Origin of the sequence: Ensifer sp. ENS07, assembly GCF_014852185.1 — a bacterium.
Lineage (GTDB): Bacteria > Pseudomonadota > Alphaproteobacteria > Rhizobiales > Rhizobiaceae > Ensifer > Ensifer adhaerens.
Genome location: NZ_JACVBE010000002.1, coordinates 258,319 through 281,446 on the forward strand (window position 1 = coordinate 258,319; position 23,128 = coordinate 281,446).

The 23,128-nt window shown below is 63.0% G+C and carries 20 protein-coding genes; 11 read left to right on the forward strand and 9 right to left on the reverse strand.

The window, feature by feature from the left end; genetic code table 11:
• The first annotated feature begins 98 nt into the window (after positions 1-98).
• Positions 99-734, forward strand: a complete 636-nt coding sequence (locus IB277_RS08330) for a TerC family protein (protein ID WP_034795244.1) — start codon at positions 99-101, stop codon at positions 732-734.
• A gap of 86 nt (positions 735-820) precedes the next feature.
• Here IB277_RS08330 and IB277_RS08335 read toward each other — a convergent pair whose 3' ends face one another.
• Positions 821-1,174, reverse strand: a complete 354-nt coding sequence (locus IB277_RS08335; protein WP_034795307.1) for a DMT family protein — start codon at positions 1,172-1,174, stop codon at positions 821-823.
• A 473-nt stretch (positions 1,175-1,647) separates the two neighbouring features.
• On the opposite strand from IB277_RS08335, the gene IB277_RS08340 reads away from it, so the two are divergent.
• Positions 1,648-2,091: a TIGR02594 family protein gene (locus IB277_RS08340; protein WP_034795245.1), complete on the forward strand. Its 444-nt coding sequence runs from the start codon at positions 1,648-1,650 to the stop codon at positions 2,089-2,091.
• A 67-nt stretch (positions 2,092-2,158) separates the two neighbouring features.
• Here the strand turns inward: IB277_RS08340 and IB277_RS08345 are convergent, their stop codons facing one another.
• Positions 2,159-2,674, reverse strand: a complete 516-nt coding sequence (locus tag IB277_RS08345) for a GNAT family N-acetyltransferase (protein ID WP_090293937.1) — start codon at positions 2,672-2,674, stop codon at positions 2,159-2,161.
• A 73-nt stretch (positions 2,675-2,747) separates the two neighbouring features.
• Complete coding sequence (locus IB277_RS08350) at positions 2,748-3,272, reverse strand: GNAT family N-acetyltransferase (protein WP_090293938.1); 525 nt, start codon at positions 3,270-3,272, stop codon at positions 2,748-2,750.
• A gap of 109 nt (positions 3,273-3,381) precedes the next feature.
• Here IB277_RS08350 and IB277_RS08355 point away from each other — a divergent pair, with 109 nt between their 5' ends.
• Both IB277_RS08355 and IB277_RS08360 read left to right on the forward strand, forming a co-directional pair.
• Positions 3,382-5,136 carry an adenylate/guanylate cyclase domain-containing protein gene (locus IB277_RS08355; RefSeq protein WP_090293940.1) on the forward strand — a complete coding sequence of 585 codons (1,755 nt, stop codon included), beginning with the start codon at positions 3,382-3,384 and terminating at the stop codon, positions 5,134-5,136.
• A 6-nt stretch (positions 5,137-5,142) separates the two neighbouring features.
• Positions 5,143-7,314, forward strand: coding sequence for a CHASE2 domain-containing protein (locus IB277_RS08360; RefSeq protein ID WP_060584971.1), 2,172 nt, complete (start codon positions 5,143-5,145; stop codon positions 7,312-7,314).
• Between the two features lie 168 nt (positions 7,315-7,482).
• On the opposite strand, the gene IB277_RS08365 is transcribed toward IB277_RS08360, so the two are convergent.
• Positions 7,483-8,487 (reverse strand): FecR domain-containing protein, encoded by a 1,005-nt coding sequence (locus tag IB277_RS08365; RefSeq protein WP_090293942.1) that lies wholly within the window; start codon positions 8,485-8,487, stop codon positions 7,483-7,485.
• A gap of 251 nt (positions 8,488-8,738) precedes the next feature.
• Between IB277_RS08365 and uvrB the strand changes: the two genes are divergently transcribed.
• From uvrB to tyrS, 3 genes are all read left to right on the forward strand, one after another.
• The gene (gene uvrB, locus IB277_RS08370; protein WP_090293943.1) at positions 8,739-11,765 is read left to right on the forward strand and encodes an excinuclease ABC subunit UvrB; all 3,027 of its coding nucleotides are present in this window, start codon (positions 8,739-8,741) and stop codon (positions 11,763-11,765) included.
• A 103-nt stretch (positions 11,766-11,868) separates the two neighbouring features.
• The gene (locus tag IB277_RS08375) at positions 11,869-13,413 is read left to right on the forward strand and encodes a P-loop ATPase, Sll1717 family (protein WP_192370943.1); all 1,545 of its coding nucleotides are present in this window, start codon (positions 11,869-11,871) and stop codon (positions 13,411-13,413) included.
• Positions 13,414-13,790: 377 nt separating this feature from the next.
• Entirely contained in the window at positions 13,791-15,053 is a 1,263-nt protein-coding gene (gene tyrS / locus IB277_RS08380; RefSeq protein ID WP_090293947.1) for a tyrosine--tRNA ligase, read from the forward strand.
• A gap of 589 nt (positions 15,054-15,642) precedes the next feature.
• On the opposite strand, the gene IB277_RS08385 is transcribed toward tyrS, so the two are convergent.
• The gene (locus IB277_RS08385; RefSeq protein WP_226020687.1) at positions 15,643-15,993 is read right to left on the reverse strand and encodes a helix-turn-helix domain-containing protein; all 351 of its coding nucleotides are present in this window, start codon (positions 15,991-15,993) and stop codon (positions 15,643-15,645) included.
• A gap of 166 nt (positions 15,994-16,159) precedes the next feature.
• Here IB277_RS08385 and IB277_RS08390 point away from each other — a divergent pair, with 166 nt between their 5' ends.
• Positions 16,160-17,041: an NAD(P)-dependent oxidoreductase gene (locus IB277_RS08390; protein WP_060600926.1), complete on the forward strand. Its 882-nt coding sequence runs from the start codon at positions 16,160-16,162 to the stop codon at positions 17,039-17,041.
• Positions 17,042-17,176: 135 nt separating this feature from the next.
• On the opposite strand, the gene IB277_RS08395 is transcribed toward IB277_RS08390, so the two are convergent.
• Entirely contained in the window at positions 17,177-17,908 is a 732-nt protein-coding gene (locus tag IB277_RS08395) for an LssY C-terminal domain-containing protein (protein WP_090293949.1), read from the reverse strand.
• 218 nt (positions 17,909-18,126) lie between these two features.
• A complete protein-coding gene (locus tag IB277_RS08400) occupies positions 18,127-18,714 on the reverse strand; it encodes a J domain-containing protein (protein ID WP_034788490.1) in 588 nt (195 codons plus the stop codon).
• A gap of 677 nt (positions 18,715-19,391) precedes the next feature.
• On the opposite strand from IB277_RS08400, the gene IB277_RS08405 reads away from it, so the two are divergent.
• Positions 19,392-19,604, forward strand: coding sequence for a cold-shock protein (locus IB277_RS08405; RefSeq protein WP_034788487.1), 213 nt, complete (start codon positions 19,392-19,394; stop codon positions 19,602-19,604).
• Between the two features lie 327 nt (positions 19,605-19,931).
• Here the strand turns inward: IB277_RS08405 and dusA are convergent, their stop codons facing one another.
• On the reverse strand, positions 19,932-21,023 hold the full coding sequence (dusA, locus tag IB277_RS08410; RefSeq protein ID WP_090293951.1) for a tRNA dihydrouridine(20/20a) synthase DusA: 1,092 nt from the start codon (positions 21,021-21,023) through the stop codon (positions 19,932-19,934).
• A 175-nt stretch (positions 21,024-21,198) separates the two neighbouring features.
• Positions 21,199-21,999: a glycosyltransferase family 25 protein gene (locus tag IB277_RS08415; protein ID WP_210339592.1), complete on the reverse strand. Its 801-nt coding sequence runs from the start codon at positions 21,997-21,999 to the stop codon at positions 21,199-21,201.
• A 400-nt stretch (positions 22,000-22,399) separates the two neighbouring features.
• Here IB277_RS08415 and IB277_RS38620 point away from each other — a divergent pair, with 400 nt between their 5' ends.
• The gene (locus IB277_RS38620; RefSeq protein ID WP_255380892.1) at positions 22,400-22,522 is read left to right on the forward strand and encodes a hypothetical protein; all 123 of its coding nucleotides are present in this window, start codon (positions 22,400-22,402) and stop codon (positions 22,520-22,522) included.
• A gap of 187 nt (positions 22,523-22,709) precedes the next feature.
• The gene (locus IB277_RS08420; protein WP_060584956.1) at positions 22,710-23,102 is read left to right on the forward strand and encodes a hypothetical protein; all 393 of its coding nucleotides are present in this window, start codon (positions 22,710-22,712) and stop codon (positions 23,100-23,102) included.
• Positions 23,103-23,128 lie beyond the last annotated feature (26 nt).

Sequence of the window (23,128 nt, forward strand, 5' to 3'; positions counted from 1 at the left end):
GGATTTCCGTCCAGTGGTCTTGATCCAGCGGCACGGCAGTGCTTTATCCGTTAGTCATATCTATATCTCGCATATGCAGGTCGGGGGACTGTTGCATCATGGAAATCTTTACCGCTGCCGGCCTGGCGGCGCTTCTTCAAGTCATCGTCATTGACCTCGTTCTCGCCGGCGACAACGCCGTCGTGATTGGTCTTGCCGCCGCTGGCCTGCCGACGGACCAACGCAAGAAGGTCATTCTCGTCGGCATCATCGCCGCCACGGTTCTGCGCATCGCGCTCGCCAGCGTCACGGTGCAACTGCTCGAAATCATCGGCCTGCTGCTCGCCGGCGGCATCCTGCTGCTTTGGGTCTGCTGGAAGATGTGGCGCGAAATTCGCGAACAGCAGGCAGCAAACGCTGCGGGCGAAAGCGGCCAAGGCTCCGAGGCGCCCAGGAAAACCTTCATGCAGGCGGCCATCCAGATCGTCGTCGCCGACGTCTCGATGTCGCTCGACAACGTGCTCGCTGTTGCCGGCGCTGCCCGCGAACATCCGACGATCCTGGTAATCGGCCTTGCGCTTTCGATCGCCATGATGGGCATCGCCGCCGGCTTTATCGCCCGGCTGCTCAACCGCTATCACTGGATCGCCTATATCGGTCTCGTGATCATCCTCTATGTCGCGCTCGACATGATCTATCGCGGCGCAGTCGAGGTCTGGCCGCATCTGGCCCCGGCCGTGGCGGCGGTGATGTAGTTACCGCAACGCCGACGACAAACCGCTTTTCGCTGAAAAGGCAGGGTTTACGCCCTGCCTTTTTCTTTGCGTCCGTTGGGGGTGCGTCAGCCCTTGAAGATGAAGGAAGCACCGGCCGCGATCAGCGCGAAGCCGACCAGATGGTTCCAGCCGATCGACTCCTTCAGCCAGAAGACGGAGAAGGCTGCAAAGACGATCAGCGTGATCACCTCCTGCATCGTCTTCAACTGGGCCGCCGAATAGACCTGGTGGCCGATGCGGTTTGCCGGCACCGCCAGGCAATATTCGAAGAAAGCAATGCCCCAGCTGGCGACGATCGCCATGTAAAGCGGCGACGACGTGTACTTCAGGTGCCCGTACCAGGCAAAGGTCATGAAGACGTTGGAGATCAGGAGCAGAAGAACGGGCCAGAGATAGGCCGGAGAAAGGGTGAACGACATGAAGAACCTCGGCGTGCGAATCACGCTGAGACGATGCGCCGCCGCCCCGTAGGCGCGCAAGTGCCGCCGCTTCTCCGGCGTAAAGACCTGCCTTGGAAGGCACCGACCCACTATTTTTTTGATGTCTGACGCGGCGAATCGCCGTTTCGCATCAGCTATTTCGGCGATTAGCAATCCCTGCCCTAATATTTTACGGGTTTTGCCACAATTTTGCACCGGCGCATGGTGAATGAAGCTTTGCTGCCCGACGGGGCAGACAGGGGAATACCACACTTCGAAACGGCAGTTGCCGTGAAGCTGGCTCCGCGGTTCGCCGACGTGCCCGATGCGGCGTTTTTCAACGCCTGCACGCGCGCGTCCGCTGATATCTCCCCGCCCAACATTGGAAACCGTTGAGCAACCGGGTGCCATGCCGGCGATTGCCAGGCCGCCCCGACCGTTCGCACCAAGCAACTTGTCAAGGAGACCTGACCATGAAGGTCCTGGCGTTTCTTGCGGCTGCCTATGTCGCGCTACTGACACCTGATTTCGCCAATGCGGGCATGCTTGCCCAGGCGCAGCAATACAAGGGCCTGCACGAGGTCAAGAACAACAAGACCCTTCGTGCAGCGCTCGGCATCAACCCGGCCCGCACCCCCTGGTGCGGCCATTTCATGGGCATGGTCGCCCGCAAGGCCGGGCGCAGTCCGCCGCAGAGCTTCGGCATCGCCCGTTCCTGGCTGCGTTTTGGCGCGCCCGTGAAGCTCTCCTATGCCCGTCCCGGCGACGTCGTCGTCGTGCGCACCGGCCGCGGCTATCACGTCGGCATCCTGTCCATGCTGTCGAAATCGACGGCCCAGCTGATCGGCGGCAACCAGTCCGGCGGCGTCAGGGTATCGCAGTTCGCACGCGGCCAGGTGGTCGCCATCAGACGGTAGCGCGGCCACAACCGCGCCCGAGCGAGCTTCTTTCAGCGCCGGCTTTCCGGAATGCTGGCTTGCGCCCTCAAGCGAGCTTCAGCCGCATGGCACAGCGCCGCTCTGCCGGCAGCCCGTGCGCAGCCTCGTTGGCAAGGATTTCGGCAAGACGCGGATCGAGTTCGCCCGCATCGAGCGTCACAAAGCCGAGCTTGCGATAGAAGTGCTCGTTCCAGGCAAGATCGCGGAACGTCGTCAGCGTGACGGCGGCGCATGACGTCACGCGCGCATGCGCGATTGCCGCCAGCATCAGCGTGCGCCCAAGCCCCTGCCCCTGACGTTCCGCCTCGACGGCAAGCTGCCAGATGTGCATGGCATCGTCAGCAACCGTAGCGCAAAGAAAAGCGATCGGCCGATCGGAGGCGTCGACCATTACCACCGATAGTCCGGTGCGCAGGAATTCGCGATGAGCTTCTGCCGATTGCACGTCGTCATCGGCAATCCAGGCAAGCTCGGGGACGGTGCGGAACACCTCGCCGGAGGAGCGCTCGATGGCGGGCAGAAGAGAAAGGTCGCTTTCGCGTGTGGGTCGAATCAGCGGCATGGTGGCGCCATCCTACCGCTGCACAGCGCCGCGTCGACCCCGCTGCGTGTTCCCTGGCTGACCGCCACGCCGCTTAAAGCGACAACGCCATCAACATCTCGTCGAAATAGGCATCGTCGACCCGCAGCGCGCGCTGTTCCAGGCCGTATTCGACAAATCCCGCCTTCCGGTAGAGGCTGAGGGCAGCGGCGTTCGACGAGACGACTGTCAGCAACAGCCGCTCCACCTTGCCCCGCGCTTCGGCGATAATCCCGCCGACGAGCAAACGCGATAGCCCGGTTCCTCGTGCCTCCGGCAAGACGTACATGCCCCAGAGGGTCCCCTTGTGCTTTGCCTTTGTCGCCGTCTGGATCGCGAGGCCAGCAACACCCATGAGCTTTTCATCGCTATCGAAGGCGCCGAGGACGAAGCCGCTATCAAGCCGTTCCGCTGTGACCTCGATCGGCCGGCTGGCCTCATCCTCGTAGGATGAACCGAAGGCTTCAGGATGCTTCAGCAGGCCGTCTAGCCGAATTGCCCGATAGGCCTCGGCATCACTCCGCGGAAGCACCGGCGAGTACAATCTCGCGTAGAAGCCGCGCGGAGCATTTTTACGCATTGTGCAGCGTCTTCAGGCCCGATCAGGGCGATTTACGCTTCTCGGACTTTCTAATTTAAGTTACGCTTAATTTCCTTCTGACCAGATGCCGCAGGAGGGGCCCGCCGCCTTGGAACGGAAGCTCGCCGTGATCCTTGCTGCCGATGTCGCTGGTTACAGTCGCCTTGTCGCGACCGACGAGGAAGGCACGCTTGCGACCCTGGCCACCTACTGCGAGACGATTTCCGGCCTTGCTGCGGAGCACGGGGGCCGCGTCTTCGGCGCGGCCGGCGACAGCCTGGTCGCGGAATTCCAGAGCGCCGTGCAGGCCGTGCGGGCGGCGGTCGCCATCCAGCGAACCCTTCAGCGCCGCAATGCCGACCTACCGCCAGAAAGGCGCATGGAGTTCCGCATCGGCCTCAATCTCGGCGACGTGGTTGTCGACGGCGGCAATTTGCTCGGCGACGGGGTCAATGTCGCCGCCCGGCTCCAGCAGGTGGCGCAGCCGAACGACATCTGCATTTCCGGCGCGCTCCACGACCAGATCGAAGGCAAGCTCGAGTTTCCGATGCAGCGCCTCGGCGAGCGCGCGCTGAAGAACATACCGCGTCCGGTCCTGGTCCACCGCGTCGAGTGGCGCGAGAACCCCGCGGGCGGCGACTTGCCCGGCATGCCGCTTTCCCTGCCCGACAAGCCATCGATTGCGGTGCTGCCCTTCGTCAACATGTCCGGCGATCCCGAGCAGGATTTCTTCGCCGACGGACTGACTGAGGACATCATCACCGCACTGTCGCTTTACCGCTGGTTCTTCGTCATCGCGCGCAACTCCTCCTTCGCCTACAAGGGCCGCGCCGTCGACGTCAAACAGATCGGCCGGGATCTCGGCGTGCGCTACATCGTCGAAGGCAGCGTGCGCCGGTCCGGCTCCCGCGTGCGCGTTACCGGCCAGCTGATCGAGGCCGAGACCGGCAACCACCTCTGGGCACAGCGCTACGAGCGTGAATTCGCCGACCTCTTCGCCATTCAGGACGAAATCACCCAGCATGTGGTCGCGGCAATCGAGCCGGAGATCCTGATCGGCGAAAACCGGCGCGCGCAATTGCGGGGAACCGACAATCTCGGCGCCTATGAATGCCACATGCGCGGCACCCTGCTGCACAATGCGCAGGATTCCGCCGCGCATTTCGACGAGGCGATCGAATGGCAGCGCCGCGCCATCGCCCTCGATCCGGAATTCGGCCGCGCGCACATGATGCTCGCCCGCTCGCTCTTTGCCCGCTGCTTCTTCGGCTTCAGCAAGGACATCGACCGCGACAGCGCCGAGCTGCAGGCGGAGGCCGCGCGCGCGGTGGTGATCGACGATCACGACCCCTATTGTCACTATGTCATGTGTCTCGCCAACTTCGCGGCCCAGCGGCCGCACGCCGCGGTCGAGGAAGCGCAACAGGCGATCGACATCAACTCCAACTTCGCGCTCGCCCACATGGCGCTCGGCTGGGCGCGCATCTATATCGGCCGCTTCGCCGAGGCGCTGGACCCGCTGCACAAGGCGCTGCGGCTGAGCCCGCACGATCCGCTTACCTATCTCTTCCTCAACCGCATGGCGCTCGCCCACTACCATCTCGGCAACTACGACGAAGCCCTGCGCTGCGCCGAACGGGCGCTGCTCTTGCGCCGCACCTATTTCAACCTGGTGATGCTGATCACCTGTCTCGGCCAGCTCGACCGCATCGATGAGGCGCGCAAGCTTCTTCCGGAAGCGATCGCCAACGCACCGAACGACGTGCCGCGCTACTGGCGCTTCTTTACCGCCTATGTCGATCCTGCCGACCACGCGCATTTCAACGACGGGCTCGTCAAGGCGGGCCTGCCCATGGTTCCGTAGGCCGCCATGACACGATCGCAACTGTTCGGGGTTCTGATCGGCATGACGGTGGTGGCGTTCTTCACCATTCTGCGCGCCCAGGATCCGCAGTTGCTGCGCCAGGCGCGCGACGTCACCTTCGACGAATACCAGCGCATTGCGCCGCGCCGCTTCGAGCCCATGCCGGTCAAGATTATCGACATCGACGAGGCGTCGCTGCGCGAGCTCGGCCAATGGCCCTGGCCGCGCGATCGGCTGGCGAAGCTGACCGACCGCTTGAGCGAGATGGGTGCGGCCGCGATCGCCTTCGACGTGCTCTTTGCCGAGCCGGACAGATTGTCGCCGCGCACGGTCGTGCGCGATGTCGGCGGCGTCGATCCCTCCTTCCTTGCCGCCCTGCCGGACAATGACGAGATCTTCGCCGAGGCGATCCGCGACAAGCCCGTGGTTCTCGGCTTCGGCCTGACCAACGAGGGCAGCTACCTGCCGCCGGTCAAGGCCGGCTTTGCCCTGACCGGCGAAAGCGCCAACGAAGCGCCGCCGCGCCTGCGGGCCGCGACGCCGCTCAGGCCGCAGCTCGAGGCCAATGCCGCCGGCCTCGGCCACATCAGCCTCAATCCCGGCTCGTCCTCGGCGGTGGTGCGCACCGCCCCGCTATTCCTGAGCGACGGCCAGCAGTTCTATCCGAGCCTGGCCATGGAGGCCCTGCGGGTGGCCCAGGGTGCTTCGACTTATGTCCTGGCGGCCGCACCAGACGTCGCCAACACGCTGACCGCCGTCAAGATCGGCGACTTCGTCGTACCGCTGATGTCGACCGGCGAGGTCTGGCTCTATGTCACACCGGACACGACGGAACGCTATATCTCGGCGCGCCGCATTCTCGCTGACGGCGAGCCTTCGCCGGATATCCGCGCCGGCATCGAAGGCAGCATCGTCTTTATCGGCACTTCGGCGGCCGGACTGCAGGATGTGCGCACCACCGCGCTCGGCCAGAACGTGCCCGGTGTTTCGATCCACGCGCAGATCGTCGAGCAGATCCTGTCGGGTCGCTATCTTTCGCGCCCGGATTGGGCGAACGGGCTCGAAATCCTCTCGATCGCGCTCGCCGGAACGCTGCTGGTGCTGCTCACCACCTTCGTCAGCCCCGTGGTCGCACTCGTCTGCGGCATGGCAGTGACGGCGCTGGCGCTCGTCGCCTCCTGGATCGCCTTCTACTATGGCGGACGGCTTTTCGATCCGCTGGCGCCGATCCTCGCGGCCTCGATCACCCATTTCGCGGCCACTGCCTACCGCTTCCTGGTGACCGATCGCGAACGCCGCGAGGTGCGGCAGGCCTTCGGCCGCTATCTCTCGCCGTCGCTGCTCTACCGCATCGAGCATACCCGCAATGCCCTCAGCCTCGGCGGCGACGATCGCGAGCTCACCGTGATGTTCGTCGACGTGCGCAGCTTCACCGAAATGAGCGAGCGCATGACGCCGACCGAGGTCGTCGCCTTTCTCAACACGCTGCTCGATGCGCTGAGCCGGCATGTGCTGGCCAACGAGGGCACGCTCGACAAGTTCATCGGCGATTCGATCATGGCCTTCTGGAATGCGCCGGTCGACGTCGCCAACCATCCGCAAAAGGCAGTGCGTGCAGCGCTTGGCATGCGCGAGACGCTAGCGCGGCTGAACGCCGACAATGCCTTCGGCTTCGGCGCCGATCAGGAAGTGCGCATCGGCATCGGCATCCATACCGGGCTTGCCTGCGTCGGCAACATGGGCGCCGAGACGCGGTTCAACTATTCCGCCGTCGGCGACACCGTGAACATCGCCGCGCGCATCGAAGCGGCCTGCAAGGACGTCAACATCGACATTCTGGTGTCCGAGGCGACCGCCCAGGCTCTGCCGGACCATGCCATGCTCGACGCCGGCTCCCTCGGGCTCAAGGGCAAGACGACGCGAACGCGGGTCTATGCCGTCGCCGGCGACGAAAACCTCGCTGCCTCGCCCGCCTTCGCGGATCTGCGCGGCCTGCACGATCGGCTGGTCGCCGCACTCGGCGCTCGGACGCAGACCAGCCGCAGCATCGTCAACGCCGCCAAGCTGAAGGCAGCGGCGCTGACGCCGGCACTCGCCGGTTTCTACGCCCGGATCGGCCGCCGCGCCGACCATTTCGCGCAGACCACCGACGAGAATACCAAGCGTCCTGCCGAATGATCTTGCCCACGGCAGCCGAAAGCCACCTCACAGAGCACATGCGGAAGCGACCGCAGCCTACTGATTCAGTGCAGTTTTCAAGAAACACAGCTCGCCAGAGGAAGGCGGCAAGGCGCACCGGCTCGGCTTTGAGATCAGGCGCGCGCCAGCAAAGCCTTCGCCGCCCCTTCAATCGTGGCTTGGGGCCTGATCCTGCGTCCCCTGATCCTGGCTCGGTTGATCGCCGCCACCGCCGTCTTGCGGCCCTGGGTCGCCGGGGTTGTTCGGCTGCGGCCCGGGATCACCCGGGTTTTGCGGCTGCGGCCCGGGATCACCCGGGTTTTGCGGCTGCGGGCCGGGATCGCCCGGGTTCTGGGGCTGCGGTCCGGGATCGCCGGGGTTCTCCGGCTGCGGGCCCGGATCCCGGGGCTTTTCTTCCGGCGGCGGCTTCTCTTCACGCGGCTTTTCTTCAACGCGAGCCGGTTGCTCTGGGATGGTACGGGTGGTGCCCTCGAACTGCGCCGCGCGCAGCCCGCAACCGCCGCCCACCCAGCCGATCGCTCCGGACAGGCGTTGACCTCCGGAGAGGAACGGCAGCGCCTGGGCATTGCCCAGGGATTTCAACGTCGTGCGGCTTACCCGTTTCGGTTCGGTGGCCCTCCGGCCAGGCTTGGCGACAACGCAATCGCAGCGCTGCGTCAGCTGCCGGCAGCCGCCTGGACCGCAGAAATCCGCCGCGCCGCTGAGCAGCACCACAGCGGTGGTGCCATCCGGGCCGACAAAGAAGTCGAAGGCGGTGCCGCGCACCCCGATGGTGCCGGCCGGCGTAACGATTTCATAGGCGGAATGGCCGGATTTGCCGCTGATCCAGCGGAACGTGCCCTTGGCGGCCATGATGGTCAGCTTCTTCACCGACTTCTTGTCGTCATAGACGAACTTGTCGATGACGACGGAAGACCCCCAGCCGACGGCAAGCTTGGTGCCGTCCTCAAAGACGAACTGCCCGAGCCCGGACTTCGATGTCGATATCCGTTCGTTCTTGTAGACAGGGTCTCTGACCGCAATCGCACCCCGCGCACCGTTGACCGCTGTCCGGATCTCCACTGCCTTGCCGACCGGTTCGGTGGCAAACAGGGACATCGGACCAAGGACCACGGCACAAAGCCCAAGTGCGGCACCACGCAAGCAGAACATGGCACCCTCCAAAGAACTATTGTTATCACGCGGCAGGCTTGGCTGTCTTCTCGCCCAATCGGGGTAACGCTGCGTCAGGCCCGCAACCGTAAGGGTTACAATGCGACAGCAATCCGACCCGTCTCGGTTGAAGCCCGCGATTCAAGGCGCAAACGGCGCCGGAATCGACTTCGGCAACCGGGGCGAAATGTTGCCCTTTTGTACTCCCTCGCCTCTTCACTTTCGGCCGGACTCTCTCCATATTCCCCGCCATGACCAAAGCTCCGAAGAATGCCCCGCCGAAGCCCTCCACCCCGTCCGGTTTCGAAGAAGCGCCGCAGGCGCCTTTGTCAGGCACGCCTCTATCCGGCAATGTTTCCGACTGGGTGAAGCAGCTTGAGGCGGACGCGGAAGCCTCGGCCTTCGAAACCCAGCGCCAGATCGCCTCCAAGGCCGGCAAGCACCGCAAGACGGTGGAGATCGCCGCCTCCAAGGCGGCGCGCAAGGCAGCGGGCGCCGATGATGAGGCGCAGCCGAAGAAGGCGGGCAAAAAGGGCAAGGTCGAGATCGTCGGCAGCAAGTCGGCGCGCGGCACCTCCATGGGCGGTTCGACCGACCCGAAGACCCGCGCCGCCGCCGGCCTCAATCCGGTGGCCGGCCTCGACGTCTCGCTGGAAGACGCCGCCAAGCTGACCTCCACCTCGGGCGTCACCGCCACCGTCGAGGCGCTTTCGGCGCTGATCGAGAGCGGCAACCCGCTGTTCAAGGACGGCAAGCTCTGGACGCCGCATCGCCCTGCCCGGCCGCCGAAATCCGAGGGCGGCGTCGAAATCCGCATGGCGTCGGACTACCAGCCGGCCGGCGACCAGCCAACGGCGATCGCCGATCTGGTCGAGGGCCTGAACTCCGGCGAGCGCAGCCAGGTGCTGCTCGGCGTCACCGGCTCGGGCAAGACCTTCACCATGGCCAAGGTGATCGAGGCGACGCAGCGCCCCGCCGTCATCCTCGCGCCGAACAAGACGCTCGCCGCCCAGCTCTATTCCGAGTTCAAGAACTTCTTCCCGGATAACGCGGTCGAGTACTTCGTCTCCTACTACGACTATTACCAGCCGGAAGCCTACGTGCCGCGCTCGGATACCTTCATCGAGAAGGAATCCTCGATCAACGAGCAGATCGACCGCATGCGCCACTCGGCCACCCGCTCGCTGCTGGAGCGCGACGACTGCATCATCGTCGCCTCGGTCTCCTGCATCTACGGTATCGGCTCGGTCGAGACCTATACCGCCATGACATTCCAGATGAGCGTCGGCGACCGGCTCGACCAGCGGCAGCTGCTCGCCGACCTGGTGGCGCAGCAGTACAAGCGCCGCGACATGGACTTCCAGCGCGGCTCTTTTCGCGTGCGCGGGGATACCATCGAGATCTTCCCGGCCCACTTGGAAGATGCGGCGTGGCGCATCTCCATGTTCGGCGACGAGATCGACGCCATCACCGAGTTCGACCCGCTCACCGGCCAGAAGACCGGCGACCTGAAATCGGTCAAGATCTACGCCAACTCGCACTATGTCACGCCGCGCCCGACGCTGAACGGCGCCATCAAGGCGATCAAGGAAGAGCTGGTGCATCGCCTCGCCGAACTGGAAAAGGGCGGCCGCCTGCTCGAAGCCCAGCGCCTGGAGCAGCGCACCCGCTACGACATCGAGATGCTGGAGGCGACCGGCTCCTGCGCCGGCATCGAGAACTATTCGCGCTACCTCACCGGCCGCAATCCCGGCGAGCCGCCGCCGACGCTGTTCGAATATATCCCCGACAACGCGCTGCTGTTCATCGACGAGAGCCACGTCTCCGTCAGCCAGATCGGCGGCATGTATCGCGGCGACTTCCGCCGCAAGGCGACGCTGGCCGAATACGGCTTCCGCCTGCCCTCCTGCATGGACAACCGCCCCTTGCGCTTCGAGGAATGGGACGCAATGCGCCCCGACACGATCGCCGTTTCGGCGACGCCCGGCAGCTGGGAGCTGGAGCAATCCGGCGGCGTCTTTGCCGAACAGGTCATCCGCCCGACCGGCTTGATCGACCCGCCGGTGGAAGTGCGCTCGGCGAAAACCCAGGTCGATGACGTGCTTGGCGAAATCCGCGAGACGGCCGCCGCCGGCTACCGCACGCTCGTCACCGTGCTCACCAAGCGCATGGCCGAAGACCTCACCGAATACCTGCACGAACAGGGCATTCGCGTGCGCTACATGCACTCCGACATCGACACGCTGGAGCGCATCGAGATCATCCGCGACCTGCGTCTGGGTGCTTTCGACGTGCTCGTCGGCATCAACCTTTTGCGTGAAGGCCTCGACATTCCCGAATGCGGCTTCGTCGCCATTCTCGACGCCGACAAGGAAGGCTTCCTGCGTTCCGAAACCTCGCTGGTCCAGACCATCGGCCGCGCGGCGCGTAACGTCGACGGCAAGGTCATCCTCTATGCCGACCAGATCACCGGCTCGATGCAGCGCGCCATGGACGAGACCAGCCGCCGCCGCGAAAAGCAGATGGCCTATAACGAGGCCAACGGCATCACGCCGGAATCGGTGAAGGCGAAGATCTCCGACATCCTCGACAGCGTCTACGAGAAGGACCACGTCCGCGCCGACATCTCCGGCGTCGCCGGCAAGGGTTTCGCCGACGGCGGCCACCTCGTCGGCAACAACCTGCAGGCGCACCTCAACGCGCTGGAAAAACAGATGCGCGACGCCGCCGCCGACCTCGACTTCGAAAAGGCCGCGCGCCTGCGCGACGAGATCAAACGCCTCAAGGCCGCCGAACTCGCCGCGATGGACGACCCGATGGCGCGGGAAGAGGCACGGTCGCAGGAGGGTGGACGCGGCACCCAGGGCGGCAAGCGCTCCGGCAAGGGCGAGCCCAGCGCAATCTCCCCCCCTGTGGGGGAGATGTCCGGCAGAACAGAGGGGGGTAAGCCCTCCTCATCCGAAACCTACTTCCAGAAACCCTCCCTCGACGACATGGGTCCGGGCACCGACACGGAAACCCCACTGTTCCGCAAACCCGACCTCGACGAAATGGGCCGCGACGTCGCCACTCCCGCCGGTGCGGACAAATCGCTGTTCCGCCGGAACACCCTCGACGAAATGACCGTCGGCCGCACCGAGAAGCCGGTCATCGGCCATGTGCCGGAAAAACCGATCCTGACGCGGGCGAAACCGGGTGTCGGGTCGTATGAGGACTCGGCAGACCAAAAGCGGCAGAAGGGTCGGACGAAGGGGAAGACCGGGCGCCCGGGGCGGTAGAGAACGGAACATTAAGGGCCAACATCGCAATCAGAAGGGGATTGCCAAATCTGAGATGCATCTTAAATTGCATCTCACGAAACAGAATTTGGTGGGGAATCAGTTGACTCTAAAAAGCATCAATTTTGGCGACGTAGACGCCAAGAACGAAATCCTTAAGAACTCCAGAACCGGAGACAGAACGTTCTCCGATTCATACTCAATTCCTGAAAGAATAGATATTGAAAAGTACTTAAATGGAGAGAGGTATTTTATACTTGGGCTGAAAGGCACAGGGAAGACTGCTCTTCTAAGGTATTTACATGACAAAGTAACCAGAGAAGGAGATCATTCCGAGCTAATACTGTTCAAGACACACGTAACCGAGGAAGACAGGCAAACACTTTCTGCAAGCGCAGGGTATCAAATAGTAAGCGTGAATGATGTGTCTGCATTCATTCAAGACTTCAAGGAACCTTGGAAATGGTTCTTGTATCAAAAGATAGCAGCAAAATTAAGAGATACTGGTTATAATGACGCGCTTTCTATAAAATTATACAAATTAACCGGATTAACTGAGAACAAAATTGGTGGCGCAATCGGAGCAATGTTCTCCAAACTTTCGTCAGGAACGCTTAAATTCTCGGGAGACGCGCTTGGAATAGCACTTGAACTCGGCGTGGAGATAGTATCAAGTTCGGGAGACACAGGAAAGGCGTCACTTTCTGATATAAACAGGGCATGTTCTGAGATACTGAAGAACCTAGAACAACGCCAGAATTTATATGTATTCTTTGATGAACTTGAGCTATTTTATCAAACTCCAGAACAATTCAATCGAGACCGAAGAATCATTAGAGACTTAATATATGCAATCTCTCACATAAACGCCGAATCTGCAGAATATGGCAGGCGTATATTCCTCATTTCATCCCTCAGAACTGAGGTTCTTCATTCAGTTTTGGAGCTTGGGCATGAAATCGGTCGTGACGTTGATGACTACGGCGATCGATTAGACTGGTCGTCCTCAACCGACGGCCCAGAGCATCCTCTTTTGAAGATTGTAGCTCGGAAGATAGCCGTTTCGTCAGAAACGGAGGTAGACGATGTCTGGAATAAATTCTTCCCAGAAAAAATCAACAACCAAGACTATTTTAAATTTATACTCAATTCATCCTACTACAGACCACGGGACATCGTTAGATTGCTCCGAGTTGCGCGGGACTACAACAATGAATCCGATTCATTTACAACAGCCCACTTTGACCAAACGTCCTTGGAGTATTCTAGGCAAACATGGCTTGAAATTACAGAGGAGCTGTTAGCCTCTTACCGGCCAGAACAAATTGCCGCCCTCCAAAGGTTCTTCCTGGGTTTCAGTACTCATTTTAGAAGAAACGACATTGAACAGAGAGCAACCATAAAGTACAAGAATGATATAGAGATAAATGAATTATTCAACAAGAGAGATATAAGTAGGACACTTTCCGATCTTTATCGTATCGGTGTTCTTGGAAATGACTTCGTCGTCAAGAACAATATGGGAAAAGTAAACCATAGAAATCGTTGGATATTTAGGGGAAACACGACGCTAAACGATGCGGAAAGAATGACAATACACAAGTCACTTTGGAAACATTTGTCGATGGTGCCTGGAAGTGCAACTTGAGGTCCCTGACTAGCTGCTGCCTAGCTTAGGTTGGCCGTATTCTCACCAATACGAGAGCACGCGAGCGAATATAGACATCCCGAGGCGAGGGGCGGCAGTTGGCGGTGCCGGCTGGCAAGCTTGGTTCGATCTGGAGTGATTGTACTTGCCCGAGTCGGGTTTGCCGCTGAAGAACTTCCAACGGCGACACGCCCTTGCCGCCTCCCCCATTCCCCGCTACAACCTCCCGCATGATCAAGACCGCGCTCATCGCTGCCAACTATTATGCGACGTCTCCATAGGGAGCGGCGCGTTTCGATCATGTCTTGAAACAAGCCGCCGTCAGGCGGCTTTGTTTTGTTCAGTGCTCCCTGGCGGCATAGCCATGGAGAGTACCGATGACCCATTCCGACATTCCCACCGATGCCTTTGAGCCACGCTCCGCGATCACACGGACGCTGGTCGAGCGCGGTTATATCAACCAGGTGACCGATCTTGCGGGCGTCGACGGCGCCTTTGCGGCCGGCGTCGTGCCGGTCTATGCCGGTTTCGATGCGACGGCGGACAGTTTGCATGTCGGCCATCTCATGCCGATCATGGCGCTGCGGCGGATGCAGCAGGCCGGTCACAAGCCGATCGTGCTGATCGGCGGCGGCACCACGCGCATCGGTGATCCGAGTTTTCGCTCGGCAGCAAGGCCGATGCTGTCGGAGGAGGAAATCGCGGCCAATGTCGCCGGCATAAGGAAAGTGTTCGAGCGGCTGCTGACCTTCGGCGACGGCCCGACCGATGCTGTCATGGTCAACAATGCCGACTGGCTGGACCGGATGGCCTGGATCGACATGCTCCGGGATGTCGGCAAGCATTTCTCCGTCAACCGCATGCTCTCCTTCGACAGCGTGAAAACGCGGCTGGAGCAGCAGGAGAACCTGAGCTTCCTTGAGTTCAACTACATGATCCTGCAGGCGGTCGATTTCCTCGAACTGTTCCGCCGCACCGGCTGCCGGCTGCAGCTCGGCGGGGGCGACCAGTGGGGCAATATCGTCGGCGGCGTCGATCTCTTGCGCCGGATCGAGGGCGCGGAAGTCTTCGGCATGACCACGCCGCTCCTGACCACCGCCTCGGGCGTCAAGATGGGCAAGACGGCGGCCGGCGCGGTCTGGGTCAACGAAGACCGCCTGTCGCCCTACGACTACTGGCAGTTCTGGCGCAACGCCGAGGATGCCGACGTGGTGCGCTTCCTCAAACTCTTCACCGAACTGCCGATCGACGAGATCGAAAGGCTCGGTCGCGCCGAGGGTGCGGAACTGAATGCGGTGAAGGAGCGGCTTGCCAACGAGGCGACGGCACTGGTGCATGGGCGGCAAGCGGCCGATCATGCACAGCAAACGGCGCGGCAGGCTTTCGGGCGAGGCGAAGCCGCCGCGGGCTTGCCGACCGTCGAACTCGACGACGCCGAGCGCACTGCCGGCGTGATGCTGATCGACCTGCTCGTCCGGGCCGGGCTGGCGGCATCGAAGAGCGAAGCGCGGCGGGCGATCTCAGGCCGCGGCGTCCGCATCGACGGTGAGGTCGCCGAGGATGGCGACGGACTGCTGACCGTCGACGGGCGCCCGCGGCGGCTCTCGCTCGGCAAGAAGCGCCATGTGGTGGTGAAGTAGCGGTTCTCCGCGACGACCACAGCCTCACCGCCCTCAACCCGGCGCTTGTTTTGGACCCTCCTCGCGCCACATCTGCGGCGCGGGGGATGCGTCGGCAAACCAAAGCGCCTGTGTGCGCTGGCTCGGCATCTCCTGCCGCGCCGACGCGCGGCGGCTGGGTCTCTGTGACAGGCACAGAGATGAGGGTGTAGGGGACGCAGCCGCAGAGATCGTGGCTGCATGGGCGTGACGACGGTAACCGGCGGCGCTCTCATGGAAGCGGGTCACGCGTCACCACCGTTGCCGAAGACGTGCCGGGATTACCCTACCGCCCTCATTCCTGTGCCTGTCACAGGAGTCCAGCAGCGCCGCATCTGCGGCGCGAAAGGCCTACTGCCAAAAAGTTTGCCGGAACGAGCCGCCGCAGTTTTCCGCCGTGCGGCCGCATTGGTACGGGATCCCTGTGACGAGCAGAGATGGACGGGGCTGCAGCCGCCAAGATCGCGGCTCCGACGGCCCGGACAACACATCGGGGCTGTGGCGGGCGACATCGTGGCACCAACGCCGCTCGAAAGTGAGCCCGCCCACGGCCACGCCGACGTCGCGGCGATCAGCCCACCGCAACCGCCCTCGCCTCGACCTGCCCTGCGTCGTCGCCAAACTCCTCGCCCCACTTGCAGAGCGCATCCGCCGCCACGTTCAGCGCGGCACCGCGTTTGGTCAGCGAATAGACCACCTTTGGCGGCGTTTCCGGATAGGTGGTGCGGCTGACGAGGCCATCGGCTTCCAGTTCGCGCAGTTGCTGCGCCAGCATCTTCTCGCTGATGGCGGGCATCGCCTGACGCAGGCGGCCGAAGCGGCGCGCGGCCTTGCCGAGTTCGCAGAGGATATCGACCTTCCACTTGCCCTCGATCGCCCGCAGCGCGGTCATGAAACCGCAGTTTTCCATGGCATCCGTCACGTCATCCTCCCTTACGCCGGGGTAACCACTTACCCGCGGGTGCGTATTGCGACCCGATTGTCCCGTCTTACGTCTCAGCCGCGACGACAAATGCGTCGCCTCGAACAATCGAAGCGGGATGCGCGTAGCGAGCGCCGATCCCGCACCAAGGATATGGAGACTGGATATGCAACCTGCAATCAGCGTTTTGGGAATGGGGCGGATGGGGTCGGCATTGGCGCATGCGCTGCTGAAGGCCGGGCACCCGACGACGGTGTGGAACCGTACGCCGGCAAAGGCCGCGCCGCTCGCCGCAGCCGGAGCCGAAGTGGCGGCCAGCGTACGCAACGCCGTCACAGCCTCCGACATCGTCATCGTCAATGTCAGCGACTACCAGGCGACGCAGAGCCTGCTGCGCGACCCTGACGTCACTGGCACCCTCAAGGGCAAGCTGATCATCGAGCTGACCTCCGGCACGCCCGACGGCGCCCGCGAGGTGCAGGCTTGGGCCGGGCGGCATGGCATCCGCTACCTCGACGGTGCAATCCTGGCGACTCCCGATTTCATCGGCACCGAAGCGGGTACGCTGCTCATCTCCGGCCCGGCCGCGGCGTTTGAGGAAAGCCGCGCAGTGCTCGGCGCGCTCGGCGGCAATGTGCAGCATATCGGCGCTGATCCGGGCCTTGCCAACGCGCTCGACAGCGCGGTGCTCGCCCTGATGTGGGGCGCGCTGTTCGGCGCGCTGCAATCGATCGCCGTCTGCCGCGCCGAGGCGATCGATCTCGAAACGCTTGGCAAACAATGGTCGGCGACGGCGCCTGTCATCGATGGCCTCGTCGCCGACCTGATCAAGCGTAGCGCCGCCGGGCGCTATACGGCCGACGACGAGACGCTTTCCTCGGTCTCGCCGCACTATGGCGCCTTCCACCATCTGGTCGAGCTGATGGCCGCCCGCGGCATCGACCGGACGATCACCGACGGCTACGAGGCGATCTTCCGCCGTGCCATCGACGCCGGCCACCTGCACGACGATTTTGCATCGTTGTCGCTGTTCATGGGGCGTCCGTAACGCGTAGGTGACGGGGCGCGCGCCGTCCGCTGTGCCGCCCCGCACCACGATCTTTCAGATTTGCGCTTTAAGCCTTTGATCCATCGCCGCGTGCTGCGCCTGCCGCGCCCTTGCGCCGAGTACAGCGGTGGGCACTCACTTCGCGGCCTCCGCACCGCCCCCTTCGCCTGCCGGCTTGAGTACTCCGACCAAGGTCTTGCCGTCGGTGAAGTAAGGATCGCCGCCGCCGTTGCGGCCCGATGTGGTAGCGCCGACGCCGGGGATCTCATAGGTCGATGCCACCTGCCCGGCCTTGTCGAGGTCGTCGATGACCAGATTGCGTTCGGCATCGAGATCGGGGCCGATGTGGTGGGTGATCTGGCCGGTATCGTGGCTGAGGCCGACGCCGCGGTCGAAGCTGGCCGAACCGAGCCAGAGCGGGCCGCTGCCCTCCACAGGCTTGGTCGTCTGCCAAAAGCGCACATGGTTGCGCTGGTCGGCGCTGTGGCCGACCGGCTTCTCGAAGGCCAGGTCCTGCTTGCGCCCCTCATAGAACAGCGGGCTGACGGGCGCGTCGAGATCCGGCCGGTCGAGCACGACGCTGAGGCCGATATCGACCGAGGACCTGAGCGTCACCTTGTCGGCGGCGTCCCATCCGGCCGCGGCGAAGGCGCGGATGATCTGCTCCTTGGAGCCGACCAGCCCGACATTGATCGGGTCGCCGGGAATGCCCTGCTCCGTGGACGTTACCATGGGATTGAGCGGAGCCCTGCGCCTGGAATCATGGAAGACCCAGAGTTCCGGGACGAGAAAATAGCTGACCGCGAGATAGGCGGCGAGCATGGTCGCCAGCAGGAAAACGGCTGCACGCATGTGTGAGCGGCTCATGCCACTCTCCTTCGCTCCAGACGATGGCAGAGGTCCCGGCTATCGGACACAGACGAAGACTATGGCACCGATGGAGGCGACTGCACAGCGGTGCCACAAAGGCGAACGCCGGTGATATCAACGCCGCCGATCGCGCCGGCCGAAAGCCAGGTGTCCGGATCGCGGGTGTCGTCGTCGTCCCGGCGTACTTACCACAGGCAAAGTCGAGACGGCGCCGCCTACTCCGCCGCGTGCGCCTTCACCTCCAGCGCCTCAAGCTCGTAGGAATACCCCTCCAGCATTTCATAGGCCTGCTCGATCGTCTTGATCTGCTCGTCGGTGCTCTTGATCGCCTCGGCGATCGAGCGCGAGCGGGCGCGCAGCATCGAGCCGAGCACGTCGGTCTCCGGCCGGCGGCCGAGGCGGTCGAGGTGCTTGCGCACGCGGGCCCGGTGGCGCTCGAGTTCGAGGATATGGAAGCGGCTCTTGACGATATCGTCCGAAAGCTTGCGGCGCATGGCGGCGACAGGATCGAAGCTGCCGGGCTCGCGCTCGTCGAGGATGAACTCGTTGACCAGCGTTTCCAGCATCATCAGGCCCTTGAGATCGCGCGCGTCGGCCAACTGCGGATCGTAACCGGTGTCGTCATAGACCTTGCGGCGCACCGGATCCTTGAGCAGCTCATAGGCCACCTGCAGTCGCGCGAACTGTTCGGGATCGCCGCCGGAATCCGGATGCGCGGATTTCGCCGCCTTGCGATAGGCGTTGCGGATCGCCTGATTGTCGGCGTCGCGTTCCAGTCCAAGCAGTTCGTAAGGGTCGATCACGCTGTCCCTCTCCGTATGTCACTCTCGCCACCAGCAAGACCTGGCCGGCGCACTCTCACCAATTCAGCCCCGGCGATACTTCGTCCGCACGGCGACACCTCGTCCGCACGGCGATACTTCGTCCGTCCTCGCGGCCGCCCGTCTGCGCCACTGGCTACGCCATCGGCGGCCAAGACGGAACCAACCTTCGGTAAAACCTGCGCGTTATCCCGGGGATGCGCAAGTGTTATGGAGAGGCGCAAGCCTTCCCCCCGGCAGTCCGCCCCCAAAACGCAAACGCCCGTTGGCGGCGCGCACGTTCGGTCGCGGTCGGGACGAAATTGTGTCCGGAAACCGGCCGTCCCCGATTTTTCTCCCTGCCCGGAAAGCGACGGTCGAGAACGGGCCAAAGCCCTGCAAAGACAGAGGCTGGACGGCTTCCCGCGGCGCACAAGGCGCTTGCCTTTTTCTGCAAATCCTGTCACTTCTTGCCCCGTTCGGGCGATTTCTATCCCGGAGACTGGACTTTCAACTGCGCCCGGCCTTGTGTCGGGACCGCCGGCAGCGGCACCGTAGACGTCTTTTCCCCGATATCGTGACCACTCGACGCCTTTCCGCTTGCAAGCGGAAGACGAGATGCCCACATCCCCCAGGGGGCGCGGGCAACGCAAATTGACTGAAGGAAAAGGACTTCTTCCATGGCCACCAAGGGCATCGTAAAATTCTTCAACCAGGACAAGGGCTTCGGCTTCATCACGCCGGATGGCGGCGCGAAGGACGTGTTCGTACACATCTCCGCCGTTCAGGCCGCTGGCCTCGCTACGCTCAAGGACGGCCAGCAGGTCACCTTCGACACCGAGCCGGATCGCATGGGCAAGGGCCCGAAGGCCGTCAACATCCAGGCTGCCTAAGCCGGATCGTCCAGTCGGACATTCATTTGGAAACGGCGCTCCGCAAGGGGCGCCGTTTTCGTTTGGGGGGCGCCTCAGCCCCCACGGATCCGTTCCTAAACCCGGCCTTATAGGCAGCGGGTCTCCAGAAGCAGCTCCAGCCCCTCCGCCATGCTTGCGCTCGACCCGAGCATCCAGAACCAGAGGCGCCATCTTCTCTCGACGCAGCAAAGCCTGCGCCGGACGCGCGGCCCAATGAGCGCTCGGGCGAACTCGAGGACGACAAACGGAGAGGTCTGCGGCACTTACCCTCGAACGCCCCGCGGCGCCCGCACACTCGGCGACCGCCTACTCCGCCGCCTGCTTGGCCGCCGTCGCCTCGAAGACCGCGTCGAAGGCCGCGTAGATAACGTCCGGCCCCGCGCCCTGGCGGGTCGCATCGGAGGACAGGATCTGGCGATAGCGTCGCGCACCCGCCCAGCCCTGGAACAGGCCGACCATGTGGCGGGTCACGTGGATCAGCCGGCCGCCATTGGCGATATGCGCAGCGGCGTAATCGGCCATGGCGTCGCGGACCTCCGCCCAGAAATCAAGATCGAGACGATGGCCGCGCTCTGAGAAGGTGGCGCCGTCTTCGACGATTGGCTTGGCGCCAGTCAGCGGATGCGGGAAATGGCGATCGGCCGCTGTCAGCATGGCGCTGTCGTGATAGGCAGCACGGCCGAGCATGACGCCGTCCAGATGCGGAAGCTGCTCAAGCGCCTGATTCAGGGTCTGAAGACCGCCGTTGATACCAATGAAAAGATTGGGATTTTCCTGCTTCAGCCGATACACAAGGCCATAGTCGAGCGGCGGGACCTCGCGGTTCTCCTTGGGGCTCAGGCCCTGTAGCCAGGCTTTGCGGGCATGCACCCAGACGGCGTCTGCGCCGGCATCGATCACCTGCGCGACGAGCGTGCGCAACGCCACTTCCGGATCCTGGTCGTCCACACCGATACGGCACTTGACCGTAACCGGGATTTTAACCGCCGCCTTCATCGCCGCCACGCAGGCGGCCACCGTTTGCGGCTCCTGCATCAGACAGGCGCCAAACGTTCCGGATTGCACCCGGTCCGACGGGCAGCCGACATTCATGTTGATCTCGTCATAACCGAAGCCTTCGGCGATCCGTGCCGCCTCCGCCATCTTCGCCGGATCGTTACCACCGAGCTGCAGCGCCACCGGATGCTCGGATACGTCAAAACCGAGCAGCCTCTGCCTGTCCCCCCGCAGGATCGCCTCGGCGACGATCATTTCCGTATAGAGCAGCGCATGCTTCGATAGCTGCCGCGCGAAAAACCGATAGTGCCTGTCCGTCCAGTCGATCATGGGCGCAACGGCGAAGACCGGTGCGTTGAAATACGCCTTTGTGCGCGCAGCTTTTCCTGCGGTCTCAGTCATCTTTCGTGCGTCTCTTGTTCAATGGCCGCGGCAAGGGCAGCGCCGAATATTCGCGCATGCCGCCAGCAGGCATTATCTAGTGTTGCCGGGCTTATATAACGCGACGCCGAAGAAAGCGAGCTTTAGACACCTACGGCAATGAGAGGCAACGAGGAGGCCTCAGCAACGCGACCCGTCAGCCAAAGGGAACGGTCGTCCAGCGGTAGCGAATGCTGCGCAAGAGGAACGGCGGCAACGCCGCCACCTGCAGTGACAGTCGCTTGCACTCGCGCCAGAGCTTCTGATGTATCTTGAGCCTCAACTTCACGCGAGCCGCTGCTCCGGCCGGCTTGCGGATCGTGCTTCCATGCGCCGGGTCGGCGCTGTCGAGAAGCATGCCCTGGATGCAGACGGCCGGATAGAGCTGATGAATGCGGCAGTCGTCCGGCCGCGGCACCTCATCGTCGAACATGAAATGATCGACAGGGCATGGAAACGCCCCTTCCGAAAGCTCAAGCAGTCTTTTTGCATAGTCCCGAGAGATGACATAGCCGCCCGTGCCGACATGGCATCCCCGCAATGCATGGATCGTGCGCCCGGCATCGGCGAGCACACGGGCACGGCTGAGAAACACCTTCTGCCGGAAAGTTTCGATCTTCAGCAGGCCCACCTCGGCCGGGATCCAATCCGATGACGACAGCGCCTGGGTTGCGCTCGGCGAAAAGAAGACATCGTCCTCGATCACCGCGCCATAGGCATCGCTCCCTTCCGCGATGATGGCCCAGCACTTCCGATGGCTCATGAAGCAGGCGATTTCAGCCTTGTTCATCCTCTTCCACTGCTTCGACACCGGCTGCATCGCGAACACGGCGTCATCGAGCTCTCGCCCGTCAACGGCAGCCACGCGCTCAAAATTCAGGCCGAAGGTGGAAAACTGGCTTCCGATGTGGATCAGTCGCTCAGGAGAACGGTCGAGATTGATCACCAGGCAGCGCATGGATACCCCCTGCTTCCTTCCATCTTGACGTGTGTGGGCCGAAGGCGCACGCCGCTTGGTCAGCCGATCGCGCCCGATCCTCGGAACTGCGAAAAAACGCTCCGAAATCAACGGCAGGGTAACCGAACCCATCGTCGGGATTCGTACAACTGCGCGACGAGCTACCACGGATCGCACGGCGTCACAACGATCAGCGCTGCAGCGACAAGCGCCTGCGTTGCGACAACTCCCCTGAGCTCCTCGCGATACGGCACTGACGGGGCCACCAGCAAGGTGCCGGCAACACGGCCGCCGCCGATAGCCTCCTGCCGACGGCGGCTCCGCGCCGGGCATGGTTTCCACTTTGTTAAGAAGAATCGCACATCTTGCCGCCTCGACTGGATCGTCATCGGAGCGAAACATGAGCTACGATTGGAGCGGCGCACGGCGCCGACGGACAATAGCGACCGTCATCGGCGCCGCATTTCTGCTGCTGGCGCTGGCGGCCACGGTCGCTGCCGCGGTTGGCACAAGCCTTTTTTGAGCGACAAGCGCTTTTTGCGCATTCGTTTCACAAAGGACGAAACTCGCAATTGCCAACGGAAAGAAGGCAGATGATCGGCTCGCCTCAGCCCCGCCGCTACGCACAGCACGGGGTTGACGGCGACCGCGGACAGGACTAGGGCAGCGTTCCTGTATCGTTACCGGTCACAGGAATAAGGACAGACGGCATGAAACGCGCGATCGCGGCACTTCTCACGCTTCTCTTGGCCGGGTGCCAATCGATGGAGTTGGAGGCGCCTGAGGTCGCAAAACCCCGGCCGACCGCCCCGTCCGTTCCGACGCTTTCGGGCGATGCGCTCCAGGCCTTCCTCGTCGGCAAGACGCTGCGGTATAATCTCAACGGCGTCAACTCCACCTTCTTCCCCGACGGCCGCTACGGTTATCGTGACTACGAGGTGCGCGATGGCGGCAGCTACACGATCACCGGCGACGAGGTCTGCATCACCTTCGAGGATGGCGGCCGGCGCTGCGACCAGTATGCGCAGATCGGCTCCGACTATTACCGGATCGAGGAAGGCGGTCGCCGAACCAAGGTGGACCGCGTCGTCCCGGCGGCCTGACAATTCCGACGGCAACGGGCGTGCCC

What these genes read in the sequence shown, in the direction of transcription:
- IB277_RS08340 (WP_034795245.1), top strand. Translation starts at nt 1,648, where the DNA reads ATGAAGGTCCTGGCGTTTCTTGCGGCTGCCTATGTCGCGCTACTGACA.
- IB277_RS08335 (WP_034795307.1), bottom strand. Translation starts at nt 1,174, where the DNA reads ATGTCGTTCACCCTTTCTCCGGCCTATCTCTGGCCCGTTCTTCTGCTC.
- IB277_RS08415 (WP_210339592.1), bottom strand. Translation starts at nt 21,999, where the DNA reads ATGCGCTGCCTGGTGATCAATCTCGACCGTTCTCCTGAGCGACTGATC.
- IB277_RS08345 (WP_090293937.1), bottom strand. Translation starts at nt 2,674, where the DNA reads ATGCCGCTGATTCGACCCACACGCGAAAGCGACCTTTCTCTTCTGCCC.
- uvrB (WP_090293943.1), top strand. Translation starts at nt 8,739, where the DNA reads ATGACCAAAGCTCCGAAGAATGCCCCGCCGAAGCCCTCCACCCCGTCC.
- dusA (WP_090293951.1), bottom strand. Translation starts at nt 21,023, where the DNA reads ATGACTGAGACCGCAGGAAAAGCTGCGCGCACAAAGGCGTATTTCAAC.
- tyrS (WP_090293947.1), top strand. Translation starts at nt 13,791, where the DNA reads ATGACCCATTCCGACATTCCCACCGATGCCTTTGAGCCACGCTCCGCG.
- IB277_RS08390 (WP_060600926.1), top strand. Translation starts at nt 16,160, where the DNA reads ATGCAACCTGCAATCAGCGTTTTGGGAATGGGGCGGATGGGGTCGGCA.
- IB277_RS38620 (WP_255380892.1), top strand. Translation starts at nt 22,400, where the DNA reads ATGAGCTACGATTGGAGCGGCGCACGGCGCCGACGGACAATAGCGACC.
- IB277_RS08420 (WP_060584956.1), top strand. Translation starts at nt 22,710, where the DNA reads ATGAAACGCGCGATCGCGGCACTTCTCACGCTTCTCTTGGCCGGGTGC.
- IB277_RS08365 (WP_090293942.1), bottom strand. Translation starts at nt 8,487, where the DNA reads ATGTTCTGCTTGCGTGGTGCCGCACTTGGGCTTTGTGCCGTGGTCCTT.
- IB277_RS08360 (WP_060584971.1), top strand. Translation starts at nt 5,143, where the DNA reads ATGACACGATCGCAACTGTTCGGGGTTCTGATCGGCATGACGGTGGTG.
- IB277_RS08395 (WP_090293949.1), bottom strand. Translation starts at nt 17,908, where the DNA reads ATGAGCCGCTCACACATGCGTGCAGCCGTTTTCCTGCTGGCGACCATG.
- IB277_RS08330 (WP_034795244.1), top strand. Translation starts at nt 99, where the DNA reads ATGGAAATCTTTACCGCTGCCGGCCTGGCGGCGCTTCTTCAAGTCATC.
- IB277_RS08405 (WP_034788487.1), top strand. Translation starts at nt 19,392, where the DNA reads ATGGCCACCAAGGGCATCGTAAAATTCTTCAACCAGGACAAGGGCTTC.
- IB277_RS08350 (WP_090293938.1), bottom strand. Translation starts at nt 3,272, where the DNA reads ATGCGTAAAAATGCTCCGCGCGGCTTCTACGCGAGATTGTACTCGCCG.